The organism is Novosphingobium sp. Sphag1I (genome assembly GCF_056279125.1).
On sequence record NZ_JBWBQS010000001.1, the window covers coordinates 414,021 to 436,987 of the forward strand.

19 protein-coding genes are annotated in these 22,967 nt (G+C 62.8%); 11 read left to right on the top strand and 8 right to left on the bottom strand.

Translation table 11 applies throughout. From position 1 onward, the window contains the following. The first annotated feature begins 27 nt into the window (after positions 1-27). Together serA and ACZ9HU_RS01855 are read left to right on the top strand one after the other, a co-directional pair. Positions 28-1,620, top strand: a complete 1,593-nt coding sequence (gene serA / locus ACZ9HU_RS01850; protein ID WP_476101628.1) for a phosphoglycerate dehydrogenase — start codon at positions 28-30, stop codon at positions 1,618-1,620. A gap of 287 nt (positions 1,621-1,907) precedes the next feature. Beyond that, positions 1,908-3,026, top strand: a complete 1,119-nt coding sequence (locus ACZ9HU_RS01855) for an ATP phosphoribosyltransferase regulatory subunit (protein WP_476101630.1) — start codon at positions 1,908-1,910, stop codon at positions 3,024-3,026. Here the strand turns inward: ACZ9HU_RS01855 and ACZ9HU_RS01860 are convergent. Beyond that, positions 3,023-3,427, bottom strand: coding sequence for a winged helix-turn-helix transcriptional regulator (locus tag ACZ9HU_RS01860; protein WP_476101632.1), 405 nt, complete (start codon positions 3,425-3,427; stop codon positions 3,023-3,025). The genes ACZ9HU_RS01855 and ACZ9HU_RS01860 overlap by 4 nt on opposite strands. Positions 3,428-3,515: 88 nt before the next feature. On the opposite strand from ACZ9HU_RS01860, the gene ACZ9HU_RS01865 reads away from it, so the two are divergent. Continuing rightward, the gene (locus ACZ9HU_RS01865; protein ID WP_476101634.1) at positions 3,516-4,259 is read left to right on the top strand and encodes an SDR family oxidoreductase; all 744 of its coding nucleotides are present in this window, start codon (positions 3,516-3,518) and stop codon (positions 4,257-4,259) included. On the opposite strand, the gene ACZ9HU_RS01870 is transcribed toward ACZ9HU_RS01865, so the two are convergent. Then, positions 4,256-5,203: an alpha/beta hydrolase gene (locus ACZ9HU_RS01870; RefSeq protein ID WP_476101636.1), complete on the bottom strand. Its 948-nt coding sequence runs from the start codon at positions 5,201-5,203 to the stop codon at positions 4,256-4,258. The two genes, ACZ9HU_RS01865 and ACZ9HU_RS01870, sit on opposite strands and share 4 nt — an antisense overlap. Positions 5,204-5,435: 232 nt before the next feature. On the opposite strand from ACZ9HU_RS01870, the gene ACZ9HU_RS01875 reads away from it, so the two are divergent. Further along, the gene (locus tag ACZ9HU_RS01875; RefSeq protein WP_476101638.1) at positions 5,436-6,725 is read left to right on the top strand and encodes an adenylosuccinate synthase; all 1,290 of its coding nucleotides are present in this window, start codon (positions 5,436-5,438) and stop codon (positions 6,723-6,725) included. Between the two features lie 215 nt (positions 6,726-6,940). Beyond that, the gene (locus ACZ9HU_RS01880) at positions 6,941-7,972 is read left to right on the top strand and encodes a winged helix DNA-binding protein (protein WP_476101640.1); all 1,032 of its coding nucleotides are present in this window, start codon (positions 6,941-6,943) and stop codon (positions 7,970-7,972) included. Positions 7,973-8,002: 30 nt separating this feature from the next. On the opposite strand, the gene ACZ9HU_RS01885 is transcribed toward ACZ9HU_RS01880, so the two are convergent. Both ACZ9HU_RS01885 and ACZ9HU_RS01890 read right to left on the bottom strand, forming a co-directional pair. Continuing rightward, complete coding sequence (locus ACZ9HU_RS01885; protein ID WP_476101642.1) at positions 8,003-8,524, bottom strand: GDYXXLXY domain-containing protein; 522 nt, start codon at positions 8,522-8,524, stop codon at positions 8,003-8,005. After that, positions 8,524-9,672, bottom strand: a complete 1,149-nt coding sequence (locus ACZ9HU_RS01890) for a DUF2157 domain-containing protein (protein WP_476101644.1) — start codon at positions 9,670-9,672, stop codon at positions 8,524-8,526. The genes ACZ9HU_RS01885 and ACZ9HU_RS01890 overlap by 1 nt, the downstream gene beginning before the upstream one ends. Positions 9,673-9,747: 75 nt before the next feature. Between ACZ9HU_RS01890 and ACZ9HU_RS01895 the strand changes: the two genes are divergently transcribed. From ACZ9HU_RS01895 to ACZ9HU_RS01905, 3 genes are all read left to right on the top strand, one after another. Further along, positions 9,748-11,244 (top strand): DUF4139 domain-containing protein, encoded by a 1,497-nt coding sequence (locus ACZ9HU_RS01895; RefSeq protein WP_476101646.1) that lies wholly within the window; start codon positions 9,748-9,750, stop codon positions 11,242-11,244. Positions 11,245-11,246: 2 nt separating this feature from the next. After that, a complete protein-coding gene (locus ACZ9HU_RS01900; RefSeq protein ID WP_476101648.1) occupies positions 11,247-12,773 on the top strand; it encodes a DUF4139 domain-containing protein in 1,527 nt (508 codons plus the stop codon). A gap of 207 nt (positions 12,774-12,980) precedes the next feature. Beyond that, positions 12,981-13,505, top strand: coding sequence for a MarR family winged helix-turn-helix transcriptional regulator (locus tag ACZ9HU_RS01905; RefSeq protein ID WP_476101650.1), 525 nt, complete (start codon positions 12,981-12,983; stop codon positions 13,503-13,505). Here the strand turns inward: ACZ9HU_RS01905 and ACZ9HU_RS01910 are convergent. Further along, positions 13,502-14,509, bottom strand: coding sequence for an Ldh family oxidoreductase (locus ACZ9HU_RS01910; protein ID WP_476101652.1), 1,008 nt, complete (start codon positions 14,507-14,509; stop codon positions 13,502-13,504). The two genes, ACZ9HU_RS01905 and ACZ9HU_RS01910, sit on opposite strands and share 4 nt — an antisense overlap. 122 nt (positions 14,510-14,631) lie before the next feature. Here ACZ9HU_RS01910 and speB point away from each other — a divergent pair, with 122 nt between their 5' ends. Next, positions 14,632-15,666 (top strand): agmatinase, encoded by a 1,035-nt coding sequence (gene speB, locus ACZ9HU_RS01915; RefSeq protein WP_476101654.1) that lies wholly within the window; start codon positions 14,632-14,634, stop codon positions 15,664-15,666. Then, positions 15,663-17,036 (top strand): APC family permease, encoded by a 1,374-nt coding sequence (locus tag ACZ9HU_RS01920; protein WP_476101656.1) that lies wholly within the window; start codon positions 15,663-15,665, stop codon positions 17,034-17,036. The genes speB and ACZ9HU_RS01920 overlap by 4 nt, the downstream gene beginning before the upstream one ends. Before the next feature lie 7 nt (positions 17,037-17,043). Here ACZ9HU_RS01920 and ACZ9HU_RS01925 read toward each other — a convergent pair whose 3' ends face one another. Genes ACZ9HU_RS01925 through ACZ9HU_RS01935 form a run of 3 tightly spaced genes read right to left on the bottom strand, consistent with a single transcriptional unit; the run spans position 17,044 to position 20,166 of the window. Continuing rightward, the gene (locus ACZ9HU_RS01925; protein ID WP_476101658.1) at positions 17,044-18,708 is read right to left on the bottom strand and encodes an FAD-dependent oxidoreductase; all 1,665 of its coding nucleotides are present in this window, start codon (positions 18,706-18,708) and stop codon (positions 17,044-17,046) included. Continuing rightward, positions 18,701-19,525, bottom strand: a complete 825-nt coding sequence (locus ACZ9HU_RS01930) for a sugar phosphate isomerase/epimerase family protein (protein ID WP_476101660.1) — start codon at positions 19,523-19,525, stop codon at positions 18,701-18,703. Before ACZ9HU_RS01930 ends, ACZ9HU_RS01925 begins: the two co-directional genes overlap by 8 nt. Continuing rightward, positions 19,522-20,166: a TetR/AcrR family transcriptional regulator gene (locus tag ACZ9HU_RS01935; RefSeq protein ID WP_476101662.1), complete on the bottom strand. Its 645-nt coding sequence runs from the start codon at positions 20,164-20,166 to the stop codon at positions 19,522-19,524. Before ACZ9HU_RS01935 ends, ACZ9HU_RS01930 begins: the two co-directional genes overlap by 4 nt. Positions 20,167-20,420: 254 nt before the next feature. Between ACZ9HU_RS01935 and ACZ9HU_RS01940 the strand changes: the two genes are divergently transcribed. Continuing rightward, on the top strand, positions 20,421-22,847 hold the full coding sequence (locus ACZ9HU_RS01940) for a TonB-dependent receptor (RefSeq protein ID WP_476101664.1): 2,427 nt from the start codon (positions 20,421-20,423) through the stop codon (positions 22,845-22,847). Positions 22,848-22,967: the final 120 nt, after the last annotated feature.

Consider the following 22,967-nt stretch of genomic DNA (forward strand, 5'->3'; position numbering starts at 1 on the left):
CCCCATTCACATGAGGATACGATTCCCATGACCGAGACCCGTAAACCCCGCGTCCTTATTTCGGACAAGATGGACCCCAACGCCGCCCGCATTTTCACCGAAATGGGCTGCGATGTGGACGTGATCACCGGCGAAACCCCCGAACAACTGATCGCCCGCATCGGCGACTATGATGGTCTGGCCATCCGTTCGTCGACCCGCGTGACCAAGGAAGTGCTGGACGCCGCCACCAACCTGAAGGTCATTGGCCGCGCCGGTATCGGCGTCGACAACGTGGACATCCCCTATGCCAGCGCCAAGGGCGTTGTCGTGATGAACACGCCTTTCGGCAACTCGATCACCACCGCCGAACACGCGATTGCGATGATCTTCGCTCTGGCCCGCCAGATCCCCGAAGCTAATGAACAGACCCAAAAGGGCCTGTGGCCCAAGAACGGTTTCATGGGCGTGGAAGTCACCGGCAAGACGCTGGGCCTGATCGGCGCGGGCAACATCGGCTCGATCGTTGCTTCGCGCGCTCTGGGCCTGCGTATGAAGGTTGTGGCCTACGATCCGTTCCTGACGCCCGAGCGCGCCGTGGAAATGGGCGTGGAAAAGGCCGACCTCGACACGCTGCTGGGCAAGGCTGACTTCATCACGCTGCACACCCCGCTGACGGCGGAAACCAAGAACATCCTGAGCCGCGAAAATCTGGCCAAGACCAAGAAGGGTGTGCGCATCGTCAACTGTGCGCGCGGCGGGCTGATTGACGAAGCGGCACTGAAGGACGCGCTGGATTCGGGCCATGTGGCGGGCGCCGCTCTCGACGTGTTCCAGACCGAACCGGCCAAGGAATCGCCGCTGTTCGGCACCAAGAACTTCATCTGCACCCCGCACCTTGGCGCTTCGACCACCGAAGCTCAGGTCAATGTGGCGCTGCAGGTTGCTGAACAGCTTGGCGAATATCTGACCACGGGCGGCGTGACCAATGCGCTCAACGTTCCTTCGCTGAGCGCCGAAGAAGCCCCCAAGCTGCGCCCCTACATGGCGCTCGCTGAAAAGCTGGGCAGCCTTGTTGGTCAGCTCACCCCCTCGGCTGTGGCCCGCATTTCGATCCACACCGAAGGCGCGGCGACCGAATTGAACGCCAAGCCCATCGTGGCGGCCGTTCTCTGCGGCTTCCTGCGCGTGCAGTCGGCGACCGTGAACATGGTCAACGCTCCGTTCCTCGCCAAGGAACGCGGCCTTGAAGTGCGCGAAGTGAAGACCGAAAAGACCGGTGACTACCACACCCTCATCCGCGTCTCGGTCAAGACCGAAGCGGGCGAACGCTCGGTGGCCGGCACGCTGTTCTCGAACGCTGAACCGCGCCTCGTTGAACTGTTCGGCATCAAGGTCGAGGCCGAACTGGCCGGCGACATGATGTATATCGTCAACGAAGACGCCCCCGGCTTCATCGGCCGCATCGGTACGCTGCTGGGTGAAAACGGCATCAACATCGGCACGTTCAACCTTGGCCGCCGCGAAGCCGGTGGTGAAGCTGTGCTGCTGCTCTCGGTCGACAGCCCGGTTGCTGGCGAAGTGCTCGACGCTGCTGGCAAGCTGCCCGGCGTGAAGCGCGCCAAGGCTTTGGCGTTCTGATCTGAACGTTTGGGTTTGAAAGAATTGGGCGGGGTCTCTTCGGAGGCTCCGCCTTTTTCTTTGGGAACTTGCCTCCGGCGGGCAAAGGGACTCGGTCCCTTTGCAATCCCATTTTTGGGGTAGCGCCAAGATGGCCGCGCCGCAGGCAATATTCTTAAAGCCTGCGGCGCGGCCATCTTACGCAACGTTGCACTCCTTGCGCAACGCAGACAGTAATGGGAGCGCGAGGGTCTAGACCCTCGCATTCACCCTTTCTTCCTGAACCAACCCCGGCTAAAGCCCGCCCCATGATGGACACCGAAACCCGCGATTTGCTGCCCGAGGGCCTCGAAGACCGCCTGCCGCAAGATACGGCGGCCGCCACGCGTATTACGCGCGCGATCATGGATGTGCTGGACAGCCATGGTTACGACCGCGTGCAACCGCCGGGGATCGAGTTCGAGCGCAGCCTTGCCAGCCGCATGGCGGGCATCGAGACGCGCCGCATGGTACGCTTCATCGATCCGGCCTCTCTGCGCATGATGGCGCTGCGCAGCGATATCACGCCGCAGGTGGGCCGCATTGCCGTCACGCGCATGAAGGACCGTCCGCGCCCGTTGCGTCTGGCCTATGCCGGACAGGTGACGACGATCAAGGGTGACGGCCTCGACCCCACGCGTGAGCGTTTGCAGATCGGCGCCGAACTGATCGGCCACGCAGGCACAGCGGCGGCGGGCGAAGTGGTGGCCGTGGCCATTGAGGCGCTTCAGGCCGCGGGCGCAACCGGGATTTCGGTCGATTTCACCATGCCGGGTCTGGTCGACGCACTGGCCGCCGGTCCCTGGCCGCTGACGCCTGCGCAATTGGATGCCGTCCGGCGTGAACTGGATGCCAAGGATGCAGGGGCGCTGGTTGCCGAAGGTGGCGCGGCCTATCTGCCACTGATCCACGCCACCGGGCCTCTGGATTCGGCCATCGCCCGTCTCGAAGCCTTGGCGCTGGGCGAAGTATTGGACGAACGCATCGCGGCCTTGCGCCAGATTGCCGCGCGTCTGCCTGCCGGTGTGCGCCTGACGCTGGATCCGACCGAGCGGCACGGGTTTGAATATCAAAGCTGGTTCGGTTTTCAGATCTTTGCCGATGGGGTTCAGGGCGCGGTGGCGCGTGGCGGTTCCTATTCGATTCTGGGCGAACCGGCGGAACCGGCGGTGGGCTTCTCGCTCTATCCCGATCCGCTGATCACCGCGCTGGCGGCGCAGGAATCGCCGCGTGATCTGTTGTTCCTGCCGCTTGGCCATGATGCTGCCGCTGCGGCGCGTCTTCGCGCCGTGGGCTGGCGCACGGTTGCCGCGCTGGGCGATTGCTGTGAAGCCGATCAGCTTGGTTGCACCCACCGGCTTGAGGGCGGCGAGGTCGTCGCGCTTTAATCGGAATGGCGCGCGGCATCGAAACGGCCGCGCGCATTTTCCACTTCGCTTAAATGCGCCTCGGCCCATTGCCACACCCCGCAAAAGGCCGCGCTCAAACTATGGCCCAGCGGGGTCAGCGCGTAATCTACACGCGGCGGGATGACGGGATGGATTTTCCGCGTCACCAACCCATCGCGCTCCATCGCGCGCAGCGTTTGCGTCAGCATCTTCTGGCTGATCCCCGGCACCGCGCGGCCCACCTGGGTAAAGCGCAAGGTGCCGTCTTCCTCCAGCACTTCCAGAATCAGCAGCGTCCATTTGTCGGCCACCCGCCCGATCAGATCATTGACCAGCGCATCGACACGCGGGTCGGTGGGGGGATAGTTGCGGCCATGCTCTGGGGGAAAGTCACTCTCCATCGGGTAAGTATAAATATTTTACGTGCCTTCTTCAATACGGAGAGCAAAGGCGTAGATGGATTGTCGCACTTTCCACAGGAGACATCCCATGCAGACCAGCGGCAACACCATCCTCATCACCGGCGGCACATCGGGCATCGGACGCGCGCTGGCCGAAAGGTTTCATGCGGGCGGCAATCAGGTCATCATCGCCGGGCGGCGTCAGGGGTTGATCGACGAGATTACGGCGGCCCATCCGGGCATGGCGGGCTTTACCCTCGACATTGATGATCCCGCCGACATTGCCCGGTTCACGGATCAGGTGATCGCGGCCTATCCCTCGCTCAATGTGTTGATCAACAATGCGGGCATCATGCGGTTTGAAGATGCGACATCCGCGCGCGACCTGTCCGATGCGGAAGGAATGATCACGTCGAACCTGCTCGGCCCGATCCGCATGACGGATGCGTTGATCGACCATCTGAAAACACGGGCCCATGCCGCGATTATCAATGTGACTTCGGGGCTGGCCTTTGTGCCTCTGCTGTCCACGCCCACCTATAATGCGACCAAGGCGGCGCTTCATTCCTATACGCTGGCCCTGCGCGCCTTGCTGGCCGGACAGGTGGAGGTGATTGAGCTGGCCCCGCCCGCCGTCCAGACCGACCTGACGCCGGGGCAGGCGACGCGAGAGGGCTATCTGCCGTTGGCCGATTTTATCAACGAGGTCATGGATCTGTTCACCCAAAACCCTACGCCGCCAGAAATCAATGTCGAGCGCGTGCAATTCCTGCGCCGCGCCGAAATCGAAGGGCGGATGGATCAGACCATCGCCATGATCAACGCGCTTTAACGCCCGACAATCGCCTTGATCCAGCGGTCCACCACCGGCGTTGCGGCATAATCGGGATCGCCCAGCCGCCGGTTGATCTCGACATGGCCGCGCAGTCCGGTTCCCTCGAATGTCTGGGTTTCCACCTGCGCGCCGGCATGGCGCAGCGCCTCGGCCAAGGCCTTGGCCTGCGCCAGACCGTCCTGACGCTGGACATTGATGAACAGGAACCGCGACGCATTGGGCGCGGCGGCATAGGTGATGGGCGATAGGTCACGCTGGCGGGCCGGATCTTCGCCAAAGGCTTGGGTATAGCGGCCCTTCATATACTGCCCCGCCGCCGCCATTTGCGTGGGCACATCATAGGCCGCCCCGTCAATCGGCAGGACGCCCGCCAGATCGGCCTGCGACAATCCCACCCGCGCCAGATAGCGTTCATCCGTTGCCAGCAGAGCCACCAGATGCGCGCCCGCCGAATGGCCCATCAGGATGATCCGGCGCCGGTCGATCCCCAATTTGCCCGCCTCCGCGATCAACCGGGCCAAAGCGGCGGCCACATCGCCCGCCTCGTCCTCGACACGAACTTGCGGAACCAGGCGGTAATTGATGCTGGCAAAGGCATAGCCGAGCGAGGTGTAATGCGGCGCTTTCCATCCGCCTGTGGCATTGTCCTTGTTGCCCTGTGTCCACCCGCCGCCATGGACAAAGACCACCAGAGGGGCGGCCCCATTGGGCTTGGCGGGCGGGGTGAAATCCATATTCTGCATCGGATCGGGGCCATAGGCGATGGTCTGATGCGCCGGGGCCGGGGGTGCGGGCGGACCCTTGTGCGCATTTTTTGTCATGCGGCGCATCAGCATCGCGCCCATCAGGAATTGGGCATCGGCGGGCACCGAAACCGCCAACATGGCCGAGGCCGCGGCCGCGGCCGCGGCCATGATGCGGGGCAGAATAGGTTTCATCATCGTATTTCCCAGATTGATGCCCCAGATTATGCAGCCCCGACCGACGCGGCCAGCAAAGAGTTGTGACGAAGCATGACATGGGGGCCGGATTCAACATTGACGGCGCGCCTCTGTCTGGCTAACGGCGCACGCGCATAGCGGGGCGCTCGTGCCCCTTTCTGTCCCATCCGCTGCGCCGAGTCCTGTCGAAGGGCGCTTCTGGATTTACTTGGCAGGGTGAGGGATTCTATCCATGGCAAATGTGACCGTTGTCGGCGCCCAATGGGGTGACGAGGGCAAAGGCAAGATCGTTGACTGGCTGGCAAGCCGCGCCGACGCAGTGGTGCGCTTTCAGGGTGGCCATAATGCGGGCCACACGCTGGTTGTGGGCGAAAAGGTGTACAAGCTCTCGCTGCTGCCCAGCGGCATTGTGACCGGCACGCTCTCGATCATCGGCAATGGCGTGGTGCTCGACCCCTGGGCGCTCAAGGCCGAAGTGGAAAAGCTGGAATCGCAGGGCGTCGTCATCAACCGCGAGAATTTCGCGATTGCCGAAAACTGCCCGCTGATCCTGCCGATGCACCGCGATTTGGACGGGTTGCGCGAAACGGCGGCGGGTGCGGGCAAGATCGGCACGACCGGTCGCGGCATTGGTCCGGCCTATGAAGACAAGGTCGGCCGCCGCGCGATCCGCGTTTGCGATCTGGCGCATCTGGACGATCTGGACCCGCAGCTTGACCGCCTTTGCGCGCATCACGACGCATTGCGCGCCGGTTTCGGCCAGCCTGCGGTCGATCGCGCCGCGCTGATCGCCGAGTTGAAGGAAATTGCACCCTTCGTCCTGCAATTTGCCGAACCGGTGTGGAAGCGGTTGAACACGGTGAAGAAGGCGGGCGCCCGCGTGTTGTTCGAAGGCGCGCAGGGCGTGCTGCTCGACGTTGACCACGGCACCTACCCGTTTGTGACGTCTTCGAACACGGTGTCGGGCACGGCGGCCAGCGGTTCGGGCATGGGCCCGTCCTCGGCCGGTTTCGTGCTGGGCATTGTGAAGGCCTATACGACTCGCGTCGGTTCGGGTCCGTTCCCGACCGAGCTGGAGGACGAAGTGGGCCAGCGTCTGGGCGAGCGTGGCCATGAATTCGGCACCGTCACGGGCCGCAAGCGCCGCTGCGGCTGGTTCGACGCCGTTCTGGTGCGCCAATCTTGCGCCATTTCGGGCGTAACCGGCATTGCGCTGACCAAGCTCGATGTTCTGGACGGGTTTGAAAAGGTCAAGATCTGCACCGGCTATCGTCTGCGTGGAAAGGTTTTGGATTACTATCCCTCGCATGCCGCCGATCAGGCCGCTGTGGAACCGATCTATGAAGAAATGGACGGTTGGCAGGATACGACTGCGGGCGCCCGCTCGTGGGCCGATCTGCCCGCACAGGCGATCAAATATATCCAGCGCGTGCAGGAATTGATCGAAACGCCGGTCGCTCTTGTTTCGACCAGCCCGGAACGTGAAGACACGATTCTGGTGCGCGATCCCTTTATCGATTGATATTGATTTCAAGGGTTTGCAAAATGGCCGCTCGATTGCCCATGGGGTGATCGGGCGGCCTTTTTGATTCCGACCTTCGGTTTAATAGGTCCAAAACGGAGAGTTTGTTCTCATTCGTTTTCTTAATGTTCCATTTTTGATCTTGACGATGTTCCGTTTTGTTCTAGGTTCTACGTATTCCTACAGAGTTCCCTGGACGAACGGAGTCGGTCATCATGTACAATGCGCCCCAGTCGGGATTTTCTTACGCCGGTCTTTCTGACGCTGCTGACGATTTTTCTTACGGTTCGACCCATGATGTTTCGGGCCTGCGGATGAAGGTTTCGATCTTTGCCGACCGGGCGCATCTGCGCGACCAAATGCGTGAAGATGCCGAAGGTGCCGGTTTCCGTCTGGCCGAGGCCAGCCCGATTGCCCGCCTGCTGTCGGGTGAATCGATGCCGCTGGGCGATGTGGTTTTGCTGGATTGCCCGGTGGTGGATGCCGAAGTGATGGCCGCGCTTTCGCGTCTGGATGTGCGTTCGGCGCATACCGGTGCGGCGCTGGTGGTTTCGACCAGCGTGGATGCACTTGATGATGTCTTTGCCTGCCTTGATCAATCCGAACCGCAGATTTTGGTCGCGCCCAGCCGGGCCGAACGCCTGATCGCGCTGGGTCAGGTGATGGCGCGGATGCCCGCCAAAAAGGTGCGCGAATTGTCGGACGAGGACCGCATGGTCCTGCTGCGTCTGACCGAACAGGTGACGCAGATTGGTGAAAGGCTGAACACGTTGTCGCCCGGCATGGGCGGCGGCGCCCCCGCGCAGGCCACCCCGGCGCAGAACAATGCCGCATTCCGTTTCGATCCCGCGCGCAAGGACGCCGCCGGTGACAAGCTGGTCGCCCCGGCCCGGCCCGAAATGCCCGATCCGCGCATGGTCCGCCGCGTGATCCGCCAGCGCCAGATGCGCGCGCGCTTCTTTGATGGTGATCTCTTTGCTGATCCCGCATGGGACATGCTGCTCGATCTGACCGCGGCCCACGTGGAAAAGGCCAAGGTGTCGGTCACCAGCCTGTGCATCGCGTCAAGCGTACCGCCGACCACCGCGCTGCGTTGGATCGGTCAGATGACCGAGGCAGGTCTGCTCAAGCGGATTGAGGATGAATCGGATCGCCGCCGCGCTTTCATCACGCTGACCGACAAGGCGGCCGATGCGATGGCGGCCTATTTTTCCGAACTGGGTAATTCGCCCCAGCGTCCTGTTTGACGGGAATGGGGGCGTCATGCCCCCGGCGGTTCAGTGTGAAATCGGCGGCTTGGGTGTAAAGCTGAGGCGGATCGGGACGATTTCCCCATTACGTTTCAACCGAAATCGCAGGCTCGCCTGCTGCTTGGGATCGTTCAGCGCCTTTTCCATTTGCGGCCCCTGTGCTTGCGGAATGAAAAGGCGCCCCTCGATGGGCACGGTGGCGGCTTGAACGGTGCCGGGGCGGTATTGGGGTGTGCTGGCAATGCCGTTACAGGCGGAGGCGTCGTCGCCCGTCATCAACCTGGTCGCGCGGCGGATGCTGGGCGCTTCGCCTTCGATGCAGAGGCGGGTGGCGGGAGAATTGCCCTCTGCCGTTCCGATCAGGGGATCTTCGGGCCAGACATAGGTGAAGCGGACATAGTGGCCCCGCAACAGGTCGCGCGGGTCATATCCGGTGACGGCAACGTCCCATTCCACACCCTCGGCGGCTGATTGGCGAGTGGTCTGCCAGCAATAGGCAAGGCCAACAAGGGGGAGCAGGATGGTCAAACCGCGTAGGAGTGCGCGCATCAGCCTTGCTCCTGCACCGGGGCAAATCGGCGAGACACGCGCATTGCGCCCCAGGCCACGCCAAGGATCAACACACCGCCCAAGATCAGGCCCAACCCGCTGGCCAGCAATCCACCGGCCTCCTCAAAGGCGAGGATGATGAGGCGCAGCGCCACGCATCCGACCGCGATCTGAAAGGCCCAGCGTGCCTGTGCGTGCAGGGCGGCACCGGCCAGCCCCGCCCACAAGGCCATGAACAACAGGCCGACCATCAAGCTGTGCCCCGCCAAACGATCCGCCGCCAGAATGGACAGCGCCAACATGCCCAGCGCCGCAGCGCTGGCCTTTCCCAAAACGCTGCGGTCGGCCATCCACAATGCCGCCCCTGCAAGGCCGAGCATGGCGGCCGAGGCCACCAGAGCCGCATCGACATTGCCTTGCGGATCGGTGCGGGACCAATCGCCAAAGCCGGTGGAGATGACGAACAAACTGACCGTGCCGATGCCATAGCCAAAGCCGATAAAGGCCAATTGCCGCCAGAACCCAGCCCGCGCGGAATTGCGCCCAAACCAGGCCCCAAACGGCGCCAGCATGACCGGAAGGCTGCATTCAATGGCCGCGCGGATGACGCCGGGACCGGGTTGTCCGGGCCAAAAGCCCAGCGCAGCATCGCCAAATCGCATCCATGGCAGGGCGATACACCCCGCGCCCAAAGTGGCGGCCGACAGCCATCCCTGACCTGAGCCCAGAAACAGAGGGGCAAAAAGCGCCAGCCACAGGCCAATGGCCGTCCAAGTCGGCGATGTGGTTTGATAGACCTGACCGACATGGCCCAGAAATCCCAGACCCAGCGCGGCATACACGAAAATACCGGCCTCGCCCCAGCGGCGCGTCCTCTCGCCACCCGGCGCCAGCAAGGCCCAAAGCGCAGCGCCCAATCCGACCATCAGCGCGCCATGCAGCGCAAGGCGCGTTTCCCCATCAATCGCCGCCCAATTGGCCGCGACCAATGAAATCACCCCCAGCCCGATCGACAGCGCCGCCACGCCCACAACCGCCCAGATCGCCAATGGTCGGCTATGCTGCGCTTCCCATGCGCGGATGCGGTCTGCGGCGGCGGCATCGATCAATCCCGCTGCAACCCATGCCTTCAGTTTGCGTTCAGCCATAAAATCATCATGCTGTGGCCTCAGTAAAGGTCAAGCTAACGTGGCAAAGAAGTTACCGTGAAAAGGGGCGATGCAATGAACAGGCGGCGTTTGGTGAATTTGGCTCCCGTGTTGTTGGGCGCATTGGGCGCTGTATATGCGGCCCCGGCGATGGCCGCCGCGCCCAATTCGGCGCAGGGTCAGGTGTCAATCACCATTTATAACAATGATCTGGCATTGGTTCAGGACCTTCGCCAACTGGATTTGCCCAAGGGACGTGCGGTGCAGGAATTTGCCGATGTCGCGGCGCAAATCCGCCCGGAAACCGTCACCATCGCCGCCCCCGGCGCAGGCGTGGTTGAGCAGAATTTCGACTACGATCTTCTCAGCCCCGAAAGGCTGGTGGACAAAGGCGTCGGGCAACAGGTGACGATCATCCGCACCAACCGCGCCACCGGCGTTGAAACGACCGAGCGCGGCACGATCCTTGCCAATAACAATGGCACGCTGGTCCAGATCGGTAATCGGATCGAGGTGCTGGGCGATATGGATGCGCGGTTGGTCTTCGATACTCTGCCAGAGGGCCTTAAGGCGCGCCCGACGCTCTCGGTCACGCTGGATGCGGCGCAGGGCGGGCGGCGTCCGGTGTCGCTGTCCTATCTGTCGCGGGGGTTCAGTTGGAAGGCCGACTATGTCGCCATGTTCGATGAAAAGGCGGGCAAACTGGATGTGCAAGGCTGGGTGACGCTGAACAACACCAGCGGCACATCCTATCCGGCGGCGAAATTGTTGCTGGTGGCGGGCGCGGTGGGTGATGGGGCGGAACAGCCCCGTTTCCGCCCGGCCCGCCCCATCGGCGTCGTCGGCACACAGGCCGCCCCGCGTGAACAGGTGGGTGATTTCTACCTCTACCCCATCGCCAACCCCACCATGCTGGCGCAGGCGCAGCAAAAGCAGGTCAGCTTTCTGGACGTAAAGGGGGCGGCGGCCAACAAATCCTATTGGTATCGCAATGCTTGGCTGGCCACGCAGGATGAAGCGCAGAGCTTTGCCAGCGTCCTCAATTTCTCGACCGGGCGTGAGGCCGGGCCAGACAACAAGGGTTTGGGTGACGCGCTGCCCGCCGGGACGGTGCGCGTCTATATGCGCGATGCCACCGGCGCCCCGCAATTCGTGGGTGAAGACAATATCACCCACACGCCGATGGGCTCGATACTTGCGCTGAAAACCGGTGATGCGTTTGATGTGAAGATCCAACCCACGGTTGAAAAACGCGAGAAGATCGATTCCACCGAATGGGAACGCGTCGCCCAATACCGCATCACCGCCGATGGCAAGGCGCAGAATGTGACAGTGGACGCGCCCAAGACCTTCTGGCGCACGCATATGGCCTATCGCCTGACCAATGCGCGGGCGGTGCCGGTGACGGTTGAAGTGGTGCAGGCGGGGCTGGATCGCGGGTGGCATGACACGCGCATTTCCGCCGAAAGCGTCCGTGGCGAACAACGCAATGCCGATGAACGCGTCTGGAAAATCACCATCCCGGCGCAACGCTCGGTCAATCTGACCGCGCAGATCGATACGCGGTACTGATCGTGCGATACAGGATTGCGCTGGGGGCGGCGCTTTTGGCCTCGACGCCGGTTTCGGCCCAACAGGTCGTGACATCCGCCGCCCCGGCCAAGGTGGCGGTGACGATCTATCGCGCGCCCGATCGCGGGGCCGATACGCCCATCGACCCGGAATGGCTCGAAGGCTATGCGCTGATTTCCGAGGAGCGCGAGGTGACGATCCCGGCGGGCGATGCCACGATCCGGTTTGAAGGCGTGGCGGCCGGGATGATGGCCGAAACCGCGATTGTCGAAGGGCTGGGCGCGGGGGTTTCGGAAAAGAACCTTGATGCGCAATTGCTGTCGCCGCGTAATCTCTATGGGCGCGCCTTTGGCCGCCCGGTCACTCTGCGCCGAACGGATGCCAAGGGGCGCGTGCATGAGGAATCCGCGATCATCCGTTCCGCCCCCGACGGCGCGGCGATTGTCCAGACCAAATCCGGGTTCGAAATCGCCAATTGCGGCGGGTTGAAGGATGCCATTGCCTATGACGGCCTGCCCGAAGGGTTGAATGCGCGGCCCACGCTTTCCATCGCCACCCATGCCGCCACGGCGCAAAAGGCGCGGGTGAAACTGTCCTATCTGGCATGGGGTTTTGATTGGCAGGCGCATTATGTCGTCAAACTGGCCCCCGGTGCGCATGAGGCCGAGATGACCGCTTGGGTCACGCTGGCCAATGGCGACACCACCGGATTTGCGCAGGCGCAGGCCGCCGTGGTGGGCGGAAAACCGGCGTTTGACGAAACGCGGGAACGTGAGGAGGCGCCGGAGGAACTGGTGCTGCGTTGTCAGTTCAGGCAGGTGCCTTCCCCGTTGGTTGCTCCGCCGCCGCTCAATGTTGCCCCGGTTGCGGCCCCAATGATGGAAATGATGGGGGACGTTGTTGTCACCGCCAAACGCGCCATGGCACCGCCTGTCACAGTAAAAGAAGAAGTGCTGGGCGATTTGCGTCTCTATCGCGTGCCGATGCCGACCGATGTGGCGGCCCATGGGCAAAAGCAGGTGGCGTTGATGGCGGCGCGTCGGGTGAAACTGGCCCTCATCCACCGCGCCGATGTGAATGCCGGTGATGAGGGCGAGGCGGACCAGCAGGCGCGCATCCGCCTCCGGATGGAAAACCGCAAGCTTGACGGTCTGGGCCTTGCTCTGCCCGCAGGGGGCGTGGCGGTGGTTCAGCAGGTGGGCACGGCGGCCTTGCCGGTGGGCGAGGGGGCGATGGAGGACAAGGCCGTGGGCGAAACGGCCAATGTCGATATCGGTGCGTCGCCCCAGGTCCATCTGGCAACCCGGACAAGGCGGATCAGCGACCGCGTGGTGGCGATCGCCGTCACGGCCACCAATGCCAACCGTTGGCCGGTCCGATTCGAATCGCAACAGCTTCTGCCCGATGGTGCGCGGATCGTTGCACCTTCGACAAAGCTGGGACGACAGGATGGCCACGCCCTTTGGGCCGCGACCATTCCGGCAGGGGGCAAAGTCACGTTAAGTTATCGATTGCAAATGCCCCGTTGATGCCGCGTTGAAATGCATGGGCTTTTTGGCCCATGCCGTCGCCAAATCCGCCAATTCCCGCGCAAATCGCAAGGTTTGGTGCGCATTTTGCACGCGCAAAATGGGCCATCAGCCTTGCGTGCAACTGCACAAATTGGCAATGGCGTCCAATCTGTATATATTCCATACAGTCATTGGCACTACCACCCAGAAAGGTCCCCCCAAGCCGTGCTCGACACTCGCGCTCCTCGTCGTCGGTTGAACGATGTTGATGTTTCGGAAATCGACATGCCCGAAAACGATGGGCTGGCGGGCGCGATCAATACGGCGGGGCTGGAAAGCCTGCTGGGGTTCAATCTGGGCATTGCCTATGCCGCGCTCTCGTTCGACCTGGACCCGGCGCTGCGCCTGATGGATCTGACGCCCAAGCAGACCTCGATCCTGTGGCTGGTTCAGGCCAATCCGGGCGTGACGCAATCGCAACTGGCGCGCCTGTTCCGCATGCGCCGCGCCACCATTCACCAGATGATCGCCAGCCTGACGCGCAAGAATCTGCTGGTTCTGGAAAGCATTGAAAGCGACCGCCGCGCACAGGGCCTGTTCATCACTGAAGCGGGCAAACTTGCTCTGGCCGAGGCGCAAAAGGTTGTGGTGCCGATTGAAAACGCCTTTGCCGGTGTTCTGACCGAGGCGGAAATGGGCATGGCGCTGGAATTGCTGCAAAAGATTCAGGCCGGGCGCAAGCTGGGCTAATCGCCCGCAAGGCGGCGCAACTGTTCCATCCTTTCGCGCGGGACCGGCACGCCTTCGGCCATGACCCGCGCCCTTGCGGCAAATCGGCGATCACCGGGCAGGCGTTCCTGTCCCGCCTCGGACAGAGCGCGCAGCATCACCTCGACCCTTGCGGTAAAGCCGTCAAGCGATGCGCCCCGCGCCGGATCGATCAGGATCAACACCTGTCCGGTACAGGGCGTTTGCGCGCCGGGATGGGCGGACCAATCGACCTCATGCGAAAAGGCCCCGCCGGTCAACGCGGCGGCCATGATCTCGATCATCAGCGCAATGGACGCCCCCTTGTGCCCACCAAAGGCCAGCAAGGCCCCGCCATCCAGCACGGCGGCGGGATCATCGGTCGGCGCGCCCGATGCATCCACCCCGGTGCCGGGTGGCAGGGTGCGGCCTTCGCGCCGCGCGATCTGTACATCGCCATGCGCCATGGTCGAAACGGCCTGATCGAACACTAAAATGCCCCCATCCTCTCGCGGCGCGGCAAAGGCCAGAGGGTTGGTGCCATAGACGGGGCGCTGTGCCCCTTGCGGCACCACCACCGCCATGGAATTGACCATGGACAGCGCGACCAGACCTTGCCGGGCAAAGGGTTCGACATCGGGCCACAGGGCGGCGAAATGATGCGACCTGCTGATTGCAACGACACAGGCACCATGCGTGCGCACCCGTTCCATCGCGATCGGCGTGACCAGCGCCAGCGCCGATTGCGCAAAGCCATTGGCCGCATCCACGCGGATCAGCGCGCCGCCATCATCCCTGATGACCGGGGCGGCGGCGCCATCGACCCACCCGCTTTGCAAGGTGGAGACATAGCCCTCGATCCGGAACAGCCCATGGCTATGCGCCGCATCGCGTTCGGCCCCCGCGCAATTTTCGGCCAGAATGGCGGCAACCCGCGTGCTGCACCCATGCGCGGCAAAGATGCGGGCAAGTAAATCGACCAAATCGGCAAAGGGGATATGTTCCATGCCTCCATTGTGCGCGCCTCTTGTTCTTTAAGCCAGAGCGCCCCGCATACGCCATTTGCCCGATTGCCGGGCCCGCGCGCGCGTGGCCATTTGACCCTATAATAAAACAGGGGTGATTACCGATGCCGCTCGATCTGGACGACTTGCGCCGATTATATGCCGGGGCCGGAGGGGCCGATATTCACGACCCCCATTTCCGCGAAGTGGCCGGGTTGAATTTCAAGGATGGCGATAAACGCCAGTGGCCCTTTGCCAATCCCTCCACCCTGTTGGGCGCGCCCTATATGGCGGGCGGGCTGAATTACGAGATGCTGCGCGGGCTGGATGTGGCGTTGATCGGGGTGCCGATGGATCTGGGCGTCACCAACCGGCCCGGTGCGCGCTATGGCCCGCGCGCGGTGCGGGGGGTGGACCGGATCGGGCCGTATGAACATGCGCTGCGCGTGGCGCCGATGAACCATTTGCGCGTCGCCGATGTAGGCGATGTGCCGATGCAAAGCCGCTATGATCTGGCCCAATGCCATGCCGATATCGAAGCGGCCTATCGCACCGTGGCACGCACGCGGGCGATTCCCCTGTCGGTGGGGGGCGATCATTCGATCACGGGTTCGATCATGAAGGGCCTTGCCGAAAGGTGCGGGCCGATGGGCATGGTCCATATTGACGCCCATTGCGACACGGGCGGCATTTACGAAGGGTCGAAATTCCACCACGGCGCCCCGTTTCGCGAGGCGGTTCTGGCGGGCGTACTGGACCCGAAACGCTGCATCCAGATCGGCATTCGCGGCGGCGCGGAATATCTCTGGGAATTTTCCTATGCCAGCGGCATGACCGTCATCCATGCCGAGGATGTGCATGAGCGCGGCGTGGCATGGGTGATTCAAAAGGCGCGTGAAGTGGTGGGCGATGGCCCGACCTATGTCACCTTTGACGTGGACGGATTGGACCCCGCCTTTGCCCCCGGCACGGGTACGCCAGAGGTCGGCGGCCTTTCCACACGGGAGGCGCTGGCCATCCTGCGCGGGATGGCGGGCATCGATATCATCGGCGGCGATGTGGTCGAGGTCGCCCCCGAATATGACACCGGCACCATCACCGCACAGGCCGGGGCGCAGATGCTGTTCCAATTGCTCTGTCTGGTGGCGCTTCGTACATGACAATGGGCCTCGCTCGCCGGATCACCGCGCCGGGCTATTTCGTGCTGGCCTTTGGCACGATTGTCGGTTCGGCGTGGATGGTGCTGATGGGCGAATGGGTCGCCCCGGCCGGGCCAGGCGGGGCGATGCTGGCGTTCATTGCGATGTGCGTGATGATGGTGCCGATGGCGGGGGCCTATGCCGAATTGATGGCGCGGGTGCCGCGGGCGGGTTCGGAATCGGTCTTTGTCGAGGCGGCCTTTGGCGGATGGGTGGGGTTTTTTACCGGCTGGTTCCTGACGCTTTATTTCATTGGGATCTGTGTGTTCGAAGGTCTGACCTCGGCATGGTTTCTGGGCAATCTGATCCCGCCGCTGGGCCGGGTCGCGCCGCTCTATACTCTGTTTGGTAAAGTGATTTCGGCGGTCGATCTGGTGGTGGGCCTTTCGGGCGTCGCGCTGATGACCTTCCTTAACGCCAGCGGGGCCAGGCTGGCGGTGGGGTTTCAGAAGCTGGTCACCTTTTCCTTCCTCGGCGCTTCGGCCCTGCTGGCGGGGCTGGGCCTGATGCGCGGCAATGTGTCGCATTGGCAGCCTTTATTCACCCCCGCGCATCATGCCGATTCGCTGGTGTTGGGGCTGATTTCGCTGATGCCGGTGGCGGTGATGTGGCTCAACGGGTTTCAACCCGCCGCCTCTGCCGTGGAGGAACGCGCCGAGGGCACCAGCTTTGCCAGCGTGGCCCGCGCGATGATGTTGGCCGTGGTGGTGGCGGCGCTGTTTTACAGCGCGATGATCGCGGCGTCCTCGGCGCTGGTGCCGTGGCGTGAATTGACCACCGGGGCCTTGCCGGTGGCGGCGGCTTTTGACCATGCGCTGCCCGACGGGATGGCGACGCGGGCCTTGCTGATTGTGGCGCTGGCCTCTTTGCTCAAGACATGGAACGCGATGCATCTGTCGGCCACGCGCGTCTTGTTGGCACAGGGGCGGGCCGGATTCCTGCCGCCCTTTCTGGCGCGGATCACGCCGCAACATGGCGCCCCGCGCAATGCGGCGCTGTTGGTGGGGGCCATTGCTGCGCTGGGCGTTCTGGCGGGCAGGGGGGCGATCGGGCCGATCATTTCGATGGGCACGATCTGCAACACCGCGATTGCGGCCATGGCCTTGCTGGCGCTGTGGCGATTGCGGGGCATGCAGGGCGGGTTTGAACCGGCCTATCGCCTGCGCGGCGGGTTAAAGGTTCTGGCCCCCGTAGCGCTGGGCGCGGTGGTGGTGGCGGGGTTGGCGGTGTGGGAACCTTTTCGCCTCAGCCTTGGCCTGCCCTTGGAAATCATGCTGATGGCTGGGTGGGGCGCGATTGGGCTGCTGCTGGGCTGGTTTGCCAAGCGGTGACCGGCGCCTATGGCGCGGCGGCCAGCGCGGCGCGGTGGCCGAACACCATGGCGGGGCCAAGGTTGATGCCGCCCGCCGGATAGTGACCACCCATGATGCTGGCCATATCGGCGCCTGCGGCAAACAGGCCGGGGATGGGGGATCCATCACCGCGCAAGACCCGCCCATCGGCATCGGTGCGCAATCCGGCAAAGCTGCCAAAGCTGCCCGGAATGACCTCGATGGCATAGAACGGGCCATGTTCGATGGGGGCGACATTGGGGTTGGGGGCTCGTTCCGGGTCGCCCTGATACCGATTATAGGGCGACCATCCGCGACCGAACTGATCGTCGCGCCCTTCACGCGCTCCGTTGTTATATTCAACCACGGTCTGTGCCAATTGCGGCGCAATGCCCAGTTTTCCGGCCAGCGCTTCAAGGGTCGGCGCGCGGTGGAGATAGCCGCTTTTCAACCAATAGCCCATCGGCAGCGGACCGGGGCGAACAATGCCCAGCCCCCAGCGCCGGATAAAGGCATGGTCACAGATCATCCATGAACGCGCCACCTCGCCATCGGGCGTCGCGGCCAGAAGGGCGCGGACATAATCGTGATAGCCATTGGCCTCATTCACGAAACGGCGACCATCGGCGCGCACGGCAATGACGCCGGGTTTGCCGCGCTCGATAATATGGGGGAAAATGCCGCGCGTGCCATCGGGCCATGTCACATGGCTGACCGGACACCACGCGCCATTGGCGGCCAGATCATCGACAAAATCGGCCCCCAATGGCCGGGCCAGCGCCAGACCTGCGCCATCGGCCTCGGGCACGGCCAGCGTTTCGTGGTTTTGCGCATGGGGGAAATATTGCGCGCGCAGGGCCGGACTGGCCGAAATGCCGCCGGTGGCCAGAACAACGCCTCGCCGGGCATGGATGATTTCGCGGCCATGGGGTGTTTGCAGGGCGGCGCCGGTGACGCGCCCATCGCTGTGGATCAATTCGACGGCTGGCGACGACACCGTCCATCGCGCGCCATGTCGGTCGGCCAGTTCAAACAACCGTGCAATCAACGCCACGCCGTTGAGCAAAGTGGTTGCCCGCCCATAACGCGCCATTTCCCAGCCATGACGCAGCAGACGCCGCGCCACATGGGCAAAGGCCGCCGGCCGCCGCGTAGCGTTCAGGAACGCGCCCAGATCCGGCCCCGCCTGTATCGGCATGCCCTGAAACGATGTTTCCCGCTTGGTCAGGCGCAACAGGTTCAGTTTTTCGCCCAGCACGCTTGCATCATAGGCCGCCGCGATCAGGGATCGTCCGCCCGTGCCTGCGCCGGGTTGATCGCCATAGATGTCGCAGATCCTGTTGCCCGCCTCGAACACGAAACCGTGTTGGGTCAGAAAGGACACCATCGACGGAGCCGTATCGATAAAGGCGTCAATGCGCGCCGGATCGAACCGATTGCCCAGCACGGCGGCAAGGTAATCACGCGGCGCCTCTCGCGGTTCGACAATGCCCGCCGCCACGGCCAGTTCATTGCGCGGCAGCCACATCCAGCCGCCCGACCACGCCGTCGTCCCGCCCAACACCGGCGCGCGTTCGGCAACGATAACGTCAAGGCCATTAATCGCCCCGGTCGCCGCCGCGCAAAGCCCCGCCGCGCCCGACCCGATGACCAACAGGTCGCATTCAGCCATGCTGTCCCGCCTTTTCCAGAACGCGGCGCATTGCCGTGATGGCCAAGGCGGCGCGTTCACGCGGGCCGACGCCGTTCAGCCGCAAACGGTCCGCCGGAATTTCCAGACTGATGGGCAGGGTGGGATAACGGGCGAGAATGCCCAGCATGTCGATCTCCCCTTCGCCGGGGAACAGGCGGTTGGCGCGGGCTTCGGCAAGGATGGCGTCCATGTCGGGGATCGGCCCGGCAATGTCGCATAGTTGCAGATAGGAGATGGCCGGATCATCCGCGACCAGTTCATCGACCGTGCCGCCCGAACGAACGAGATGGAAAGAGTCGATCAACATGGCAACGCCCCGCAACTCCTGCGTCCGCACTCTTGCCGCGGCCAGATTGGGCGCATGGGTCCATGGCATGAATTCCAGCGCCATCACCGCGCCCACCGCATCGGCAATCTCGCCCATGCGGCCCAGATTGTCGCGGCTGCGCGATGGATCGGGGTCATTGTCGGCGACAAGGATACGCGCCGCCCCGACCGTTGCGGCGTAATCGGCGGTGGCACGCACCAGATCCCAATCGATCGCATCGGTCAGGCGCAGGATTTCCACATCCAGCACGCCCACCCCTTCGCCATTCAGTGCGCGGGCGATTTCATCGGCGATTTTGGCATCGGCCAACATCGGCCAATGGGTTTCGGTAGGCGTTGCCGCCACGGGGCGCAGGCCGACATGGGAGTAACCACAGGCCGACGCAATACGGATCGTTTCCACGGGCCCCGCTTCCAGCACGGTCAGCGCGGCCAGCGAGATGGTCCGTTTCGGCATGGCGGATGTCATTTGAGGCACCTTTTCATCAAGGTCCGAATTACCTCGGTCCGGCGTTCTTCGACAAAAGCGGGATTTTCGTAATCGACCGCAAAGATCGTGCCGAAAGTGTATCGGTTCGAATGGAAATGGAAACACAGCGCGCTGAGCGACATGTGCAGGTGTAGAGGGTTGACGTCCGGCGCAAAGACGCCCGATGCGATGCCGCGTTCCAGAATGCGGCGTGTAACGTCCAGCACCTTGGCCCGCTGCACCGTTTGATCATCGGCGGCCAGGTGGCTGCCCTGATCCAGATTTTCCGACATGATGATGCGGATGACATGCGGATTGGCGCGATGGGTATCAAAAGAAATGGCAATCAGCCGTTCCAGCGCATCGGCCGGATCCATCGCGTCGTAATCGATCGCCGTCTCGGCGCTGCGGAAATCGGCATAGGCTTTTTCCAGTACGGCGCGATACAGGCCCTCTTTACTGCCAAAGTAGTAGTAAATCATGTGTTTGGAAGTGGCCGTGCGCGACGCGATTTCTTCAACGCGCGCGCCATGAAGGCCGACACGGGCATATTCTTCGGTGGCCACCTGGAGGATGGCTTCACGGGTTGCTTCGGCATCGCGTTGTTTACGCTTTTTGCCATCTTGGTGGGCGGCGTTCATCGGCATTCTCTCCAAACCGTGGATTTATTTAAGCCCAAGCGGCAAAAGAATGCAATAACATTCCAACCAGTATGTTTGTTATTGACATACCAAACGGTCCGTATAGAACGGGACCGTCAAGTGGCTCGACGCGATTCCGGTTGCCCATAGGGATGGTCGGATTGGGTGGGGCATGGATGAGGATTGCGATGCCCAACGGGGGTGCGAGCCAAAGATCGGTCGCATCGGGCTATCGTTGAACAGGGAGAGTGACTATGAAGGCGTTGCACGCCCAGATTTCGTTCGTCTCGATGGCATGCGCCATGGTGATGTCTGCTCCGGCCTTTGCGCAGGCGCCGGCGGCCGCCGAAAATGTCACCGGCGACATCATTGTGACCGCGCAAAAGCGCTCTGAACGTCTGCAGTCGGTTCCGGTTTCCATTCAGGCGGTCGAAGCGGCCACCCTGCAAAAGATGGCGATTCAGACGCCCAAGGAATTCGGCCAGATTTCGCCCACGCTGAACTTTCAGGCGGCTGACGAAGCGCGCCTGTTCAACTTCTCGATCCGTGGTATCGGCACCGAAACCTTCTCGGTCGGTGTTGAGCCTTCGGTGTCCACCATCGTTGACGGTGTGGTTTACACCCGCGTCGGCTCGATCTTTGACGGGTTGAACGATCTGGAACGCGTCGAAGTGCTCAACGGGCCGCAAGGCACGTTGCAGGGCAAGAACGCTTCGGCAGGCGCCGTGGTGATCGTGACCAAGGGGCCGGATCGCAAGAAACTGGGCGGCAAGGTCGAAGTCGTTGCGGCCCAGAACAATGAATATGGTGTCAACGCCATGTTGACCGGGCCGCTGTCCGATACCACCGCATTCCGCGTGTCGGGCTATTATCACACCGAAGACGGTCTGGTCATCAACAAGGCCACCAATTCGACGGTCAACAATTCGCAGTCCTATGGTTTCCGTGGCAAATTCCTGTACGAACCCTATGACGGCCTGACCTTTACGCTGGCGGGCGACTGGGCCTATCGCAAGGCCGATTGCTGCGGCGAACCGATCCGCGTAGGCGCGGCCAGCGGCAATGTGACGGCGGCCTTCACCGGCACGCCGGTCGGCCCGGACAATCGCTATGTCAATTTCGACACACAGCAGGTGGGCTGGCAAAAGAACCGCGGCGTTTCGCTGACCGCCGAAGCGCGCCTTGGCGAATATACGCTGACCAGCATCACGGCCTATCGCCAGTATCGCGACTTTGCGATCCGCGACCGTGACGGCACCAACGCGCCCTTTACCGGCGTGACGCCCCAGCAATTGTACAGCGCCACCAATCCCGGCATCACCGCCGACGCCGCGCTGGCCAAGATGCAGTCGCTGCTGCTCAATCCTCTCAGCTTTGCCTGCCGTGCGACCAGCGGCAATCTGGTTTGCGGGGAAAGCAACAGCCTGGAAAAGAGCGACACGTTCAGCCAGGAAATCCGCCTTGCCTCGCCCTCGGGCGGCGTGGTTGATTACATCCTGGGTGCGTTCTACTACAACTCGCTGACCGAACGTGATCTGACCATTGGCGGCGTGCGTTCGAACATTGCGGGCAATGTCGTGTTCCCGACGCCCACCACGGTCACGGTGGCCAACCCGAACGCCTATGTGTTCGCCGACATGATCACCAAGGTGCGCAACATAAACACCGCCGCCTTTGCGAATATGAACATTCACGTGACGCCCAAATTCACCCTGACGGGCGGCGTGCGTTTCGTGCATGACGAATTGCAGTGGGACCACAAGAAGGTGACCGGCCCCAATGGTGACCACATCGGCGCGGCCACGACCGGCGGCGCCAATGCCGGTACGCCCAACTGGAATTTCTATCGCACGTTCAGCGATGATGCCGTTCTGGGCCGCATCACCGCGCGTTATGAATTCAGCCGCGATTTCATGACCTATGCTTCGTTCGCCAAGGGGTACAAGGGACAGGCGGTGGACGCCGACATGTTCGTGACGGCGGCCGGCATGGCGGCTTTGCCCGCCGCGCCCGAAACCTCGACCTCGTATGAAGTGGGCGTCAAGAGCCAGTGGTTCGACCGCAAGCTGACCATCAACCTGACCGGGTACAAGACGACGTTTGACGGTTATCAGACCTCTTCATCGGGTACGGACGGTTCGGGCGCGCCGGTTCTGCGTTCGGCGGGTAAACTCTATACCAAGGGTATCGAAGGCGACATCGTGCTGCGTCCCACGCCGCGCCTGCGTCTGTCGGGTAACTTCCTGTTCTCGAAGAACGAGTTTGGCGATCTGTTCATTTCGGCCACCACCAACATCAAGGGCGGCAAGCCTTTGAACGCGCCGGAAGCCAAGTGGGGCCTGACGGGCAGCTATGACTTGCCGGTGGGTTCGTGGGACATGAACGTGTCGTCCAACTATACGTGGACGGGCCGTACTTTGTTCACCAACCTGGCCGATGCCAACAATCCGAACTCGCCCTGGTGGCGTCCTTCGTTTGGGGTGGCCAATGCCTCGATCACCTTCACCTCGCCCGAAGGCAAGTACAAGCTCGGGCTCTATGTGAAGAACCTGTTCGACGAGCGTTATGTGGCCGGTATGCGCCGCATCTCCGGCTCGGTCGGCGGCGCCGGTGCAGTGGCTCAGGCCCTGCCGCGTGACTTCTACCGCTATGTCGGCGGTACGGTGTCGGTGTCGTTCTGATGCGACTCTCACCGGACAGCCCCAACCCGGCGATTGCTGTGAAAGCGGGATTGCAGGGCGGGCTGCTCGGTGGGGGGGCGCCGTCCTGGTTGGGAACCGATTTGCCGGATGAAATCTGCT

Excerpts from the sequence above, each read along its gene's own strand:
- serA (WP_476101628.1), top strand. The coding sequence starts at position 28 with ATGACCGAGACCCGTAAACCCCGCGTCCTTATTTCGGACAAGATGGAC.
- ACZ9HU_RS01855 (WP_476101630.1), top strand. The coding sequence starts at position 1,908 with ATGATGGACACCGAAACCCGCGATTTGCTGCCCGAGGGCCTCGAAGAC.
- ACZ9HU_RS01860 (WP_476101632.1), bottom strand. The coding sequence starts at position 3,427 with ATGGAGAGTGACTTTCCCCCAGAGCATGGCCGCAACTATCCCCCCACC.
- ACZ9HU_RS01865 (WP_476101634.1), top strand. The coding sequence starts at position 3,516 with ATGCAGACCAGCGGCAACACCATCCTCATCACCGGCGGCACATCGGGC.
- ACZ9HU_RS01870 (WP_476101636.1), bottom strand. The coding sequence starts at position 5,203 with ATGATGAAACCTATTCTGCCCCGCATCATGGCCGCGGCCGCGGCCGCG.
- ACZ9HU_RS01875 (WP_476101638.1), top strand. The coding sequence starts at position 5,436 with ATGGCAAATGTGACCGTTGTCGGCGCCCAATGGGGTGACGAGGGCAAA.
- ACZ9HU_RS01880 (WP_476101640.1), top strand. The coding sequence starts at position 6,941 with ATGTACAATGCGCCCCAGTCGGGATTTTCTTACGCCGGTCTTTCTGAC.
- ACZ9HU_RS01885 (WP_476101642.1), bottom strand. The coding sequence starts at position 8,524 with ATGCGCGCACTCCTACGCGGTTTGACCATCCTGCTCCCCCTTGTTGGC.
- ACZ9HU_RS01890 (WP_476101644.1), bottom strand. The coding sequence starts at position 9,672 with ATGGCTGAACGCAAACTGAAGGCATGGGTTGCAGCGGGATTGATCGAT.
- ACZ9HU_RS01895 (WP_476101646.1), top strand. The coding sequence starts at position 9,748 with ATGAACAGGCGGCGTTTGGTGAATTTGGCTCCCGTGTTGTTGGGCGCA.
- ACZ9HU_RS01910 (WP_476101652.1), bottom strand. The coding sequence starts at position 14,509 with ATGGAACATATCCCCTTTGCCGATTTGGTCGATTTACTTGCCCGCATC.
- speB (WP_476101654.1), top strand. The coding sequence starts at position 14,632 with ATGCCGCTCGATCTGGACGACTTGCGCCGATTATATGCCGGGGCCGGA.
- ACZ9HU_RS01920 (WP_476101656.1), top strand. The coding sequence starts at position 15,663 with ATGACAATGGGCCTCGCTCGCCGGATCACCGCGCCGGGCTATTTCGTG.
- ACZ9HU_RS01925 (WP_476101658.1), bottom strand. The coding sequence starts at position 18,708 with ATGGCTGAATGCGACCTGTTGGTCATCGGGTCGGGCGCGGCGGGGCTT.
- ACZ9HU_RS01930 (WP_476101660.1), bottom strand. The coding sequence starts at position 19,525 with ATGACATCCGCCATGCCGAAACGGACCATCTCGCTGGCCGCGCTGACC.
- ACZ9HU_RS01935 (WP_476101662.1), bottom strand. The coding sequence starts at position 20,166 with ATGAACGCCGCCCACCAAGATGGCAAAAAGCGTAAACAACGCGATGCC.
- ACZ9HU_RS01940 (WP_476101664.1), top strand. The coding sequence starts at position 20,421 with ATGAAGGCGTTGCACGCCCAGATTTCGTTCGTCTCGATGGCATGCGCC.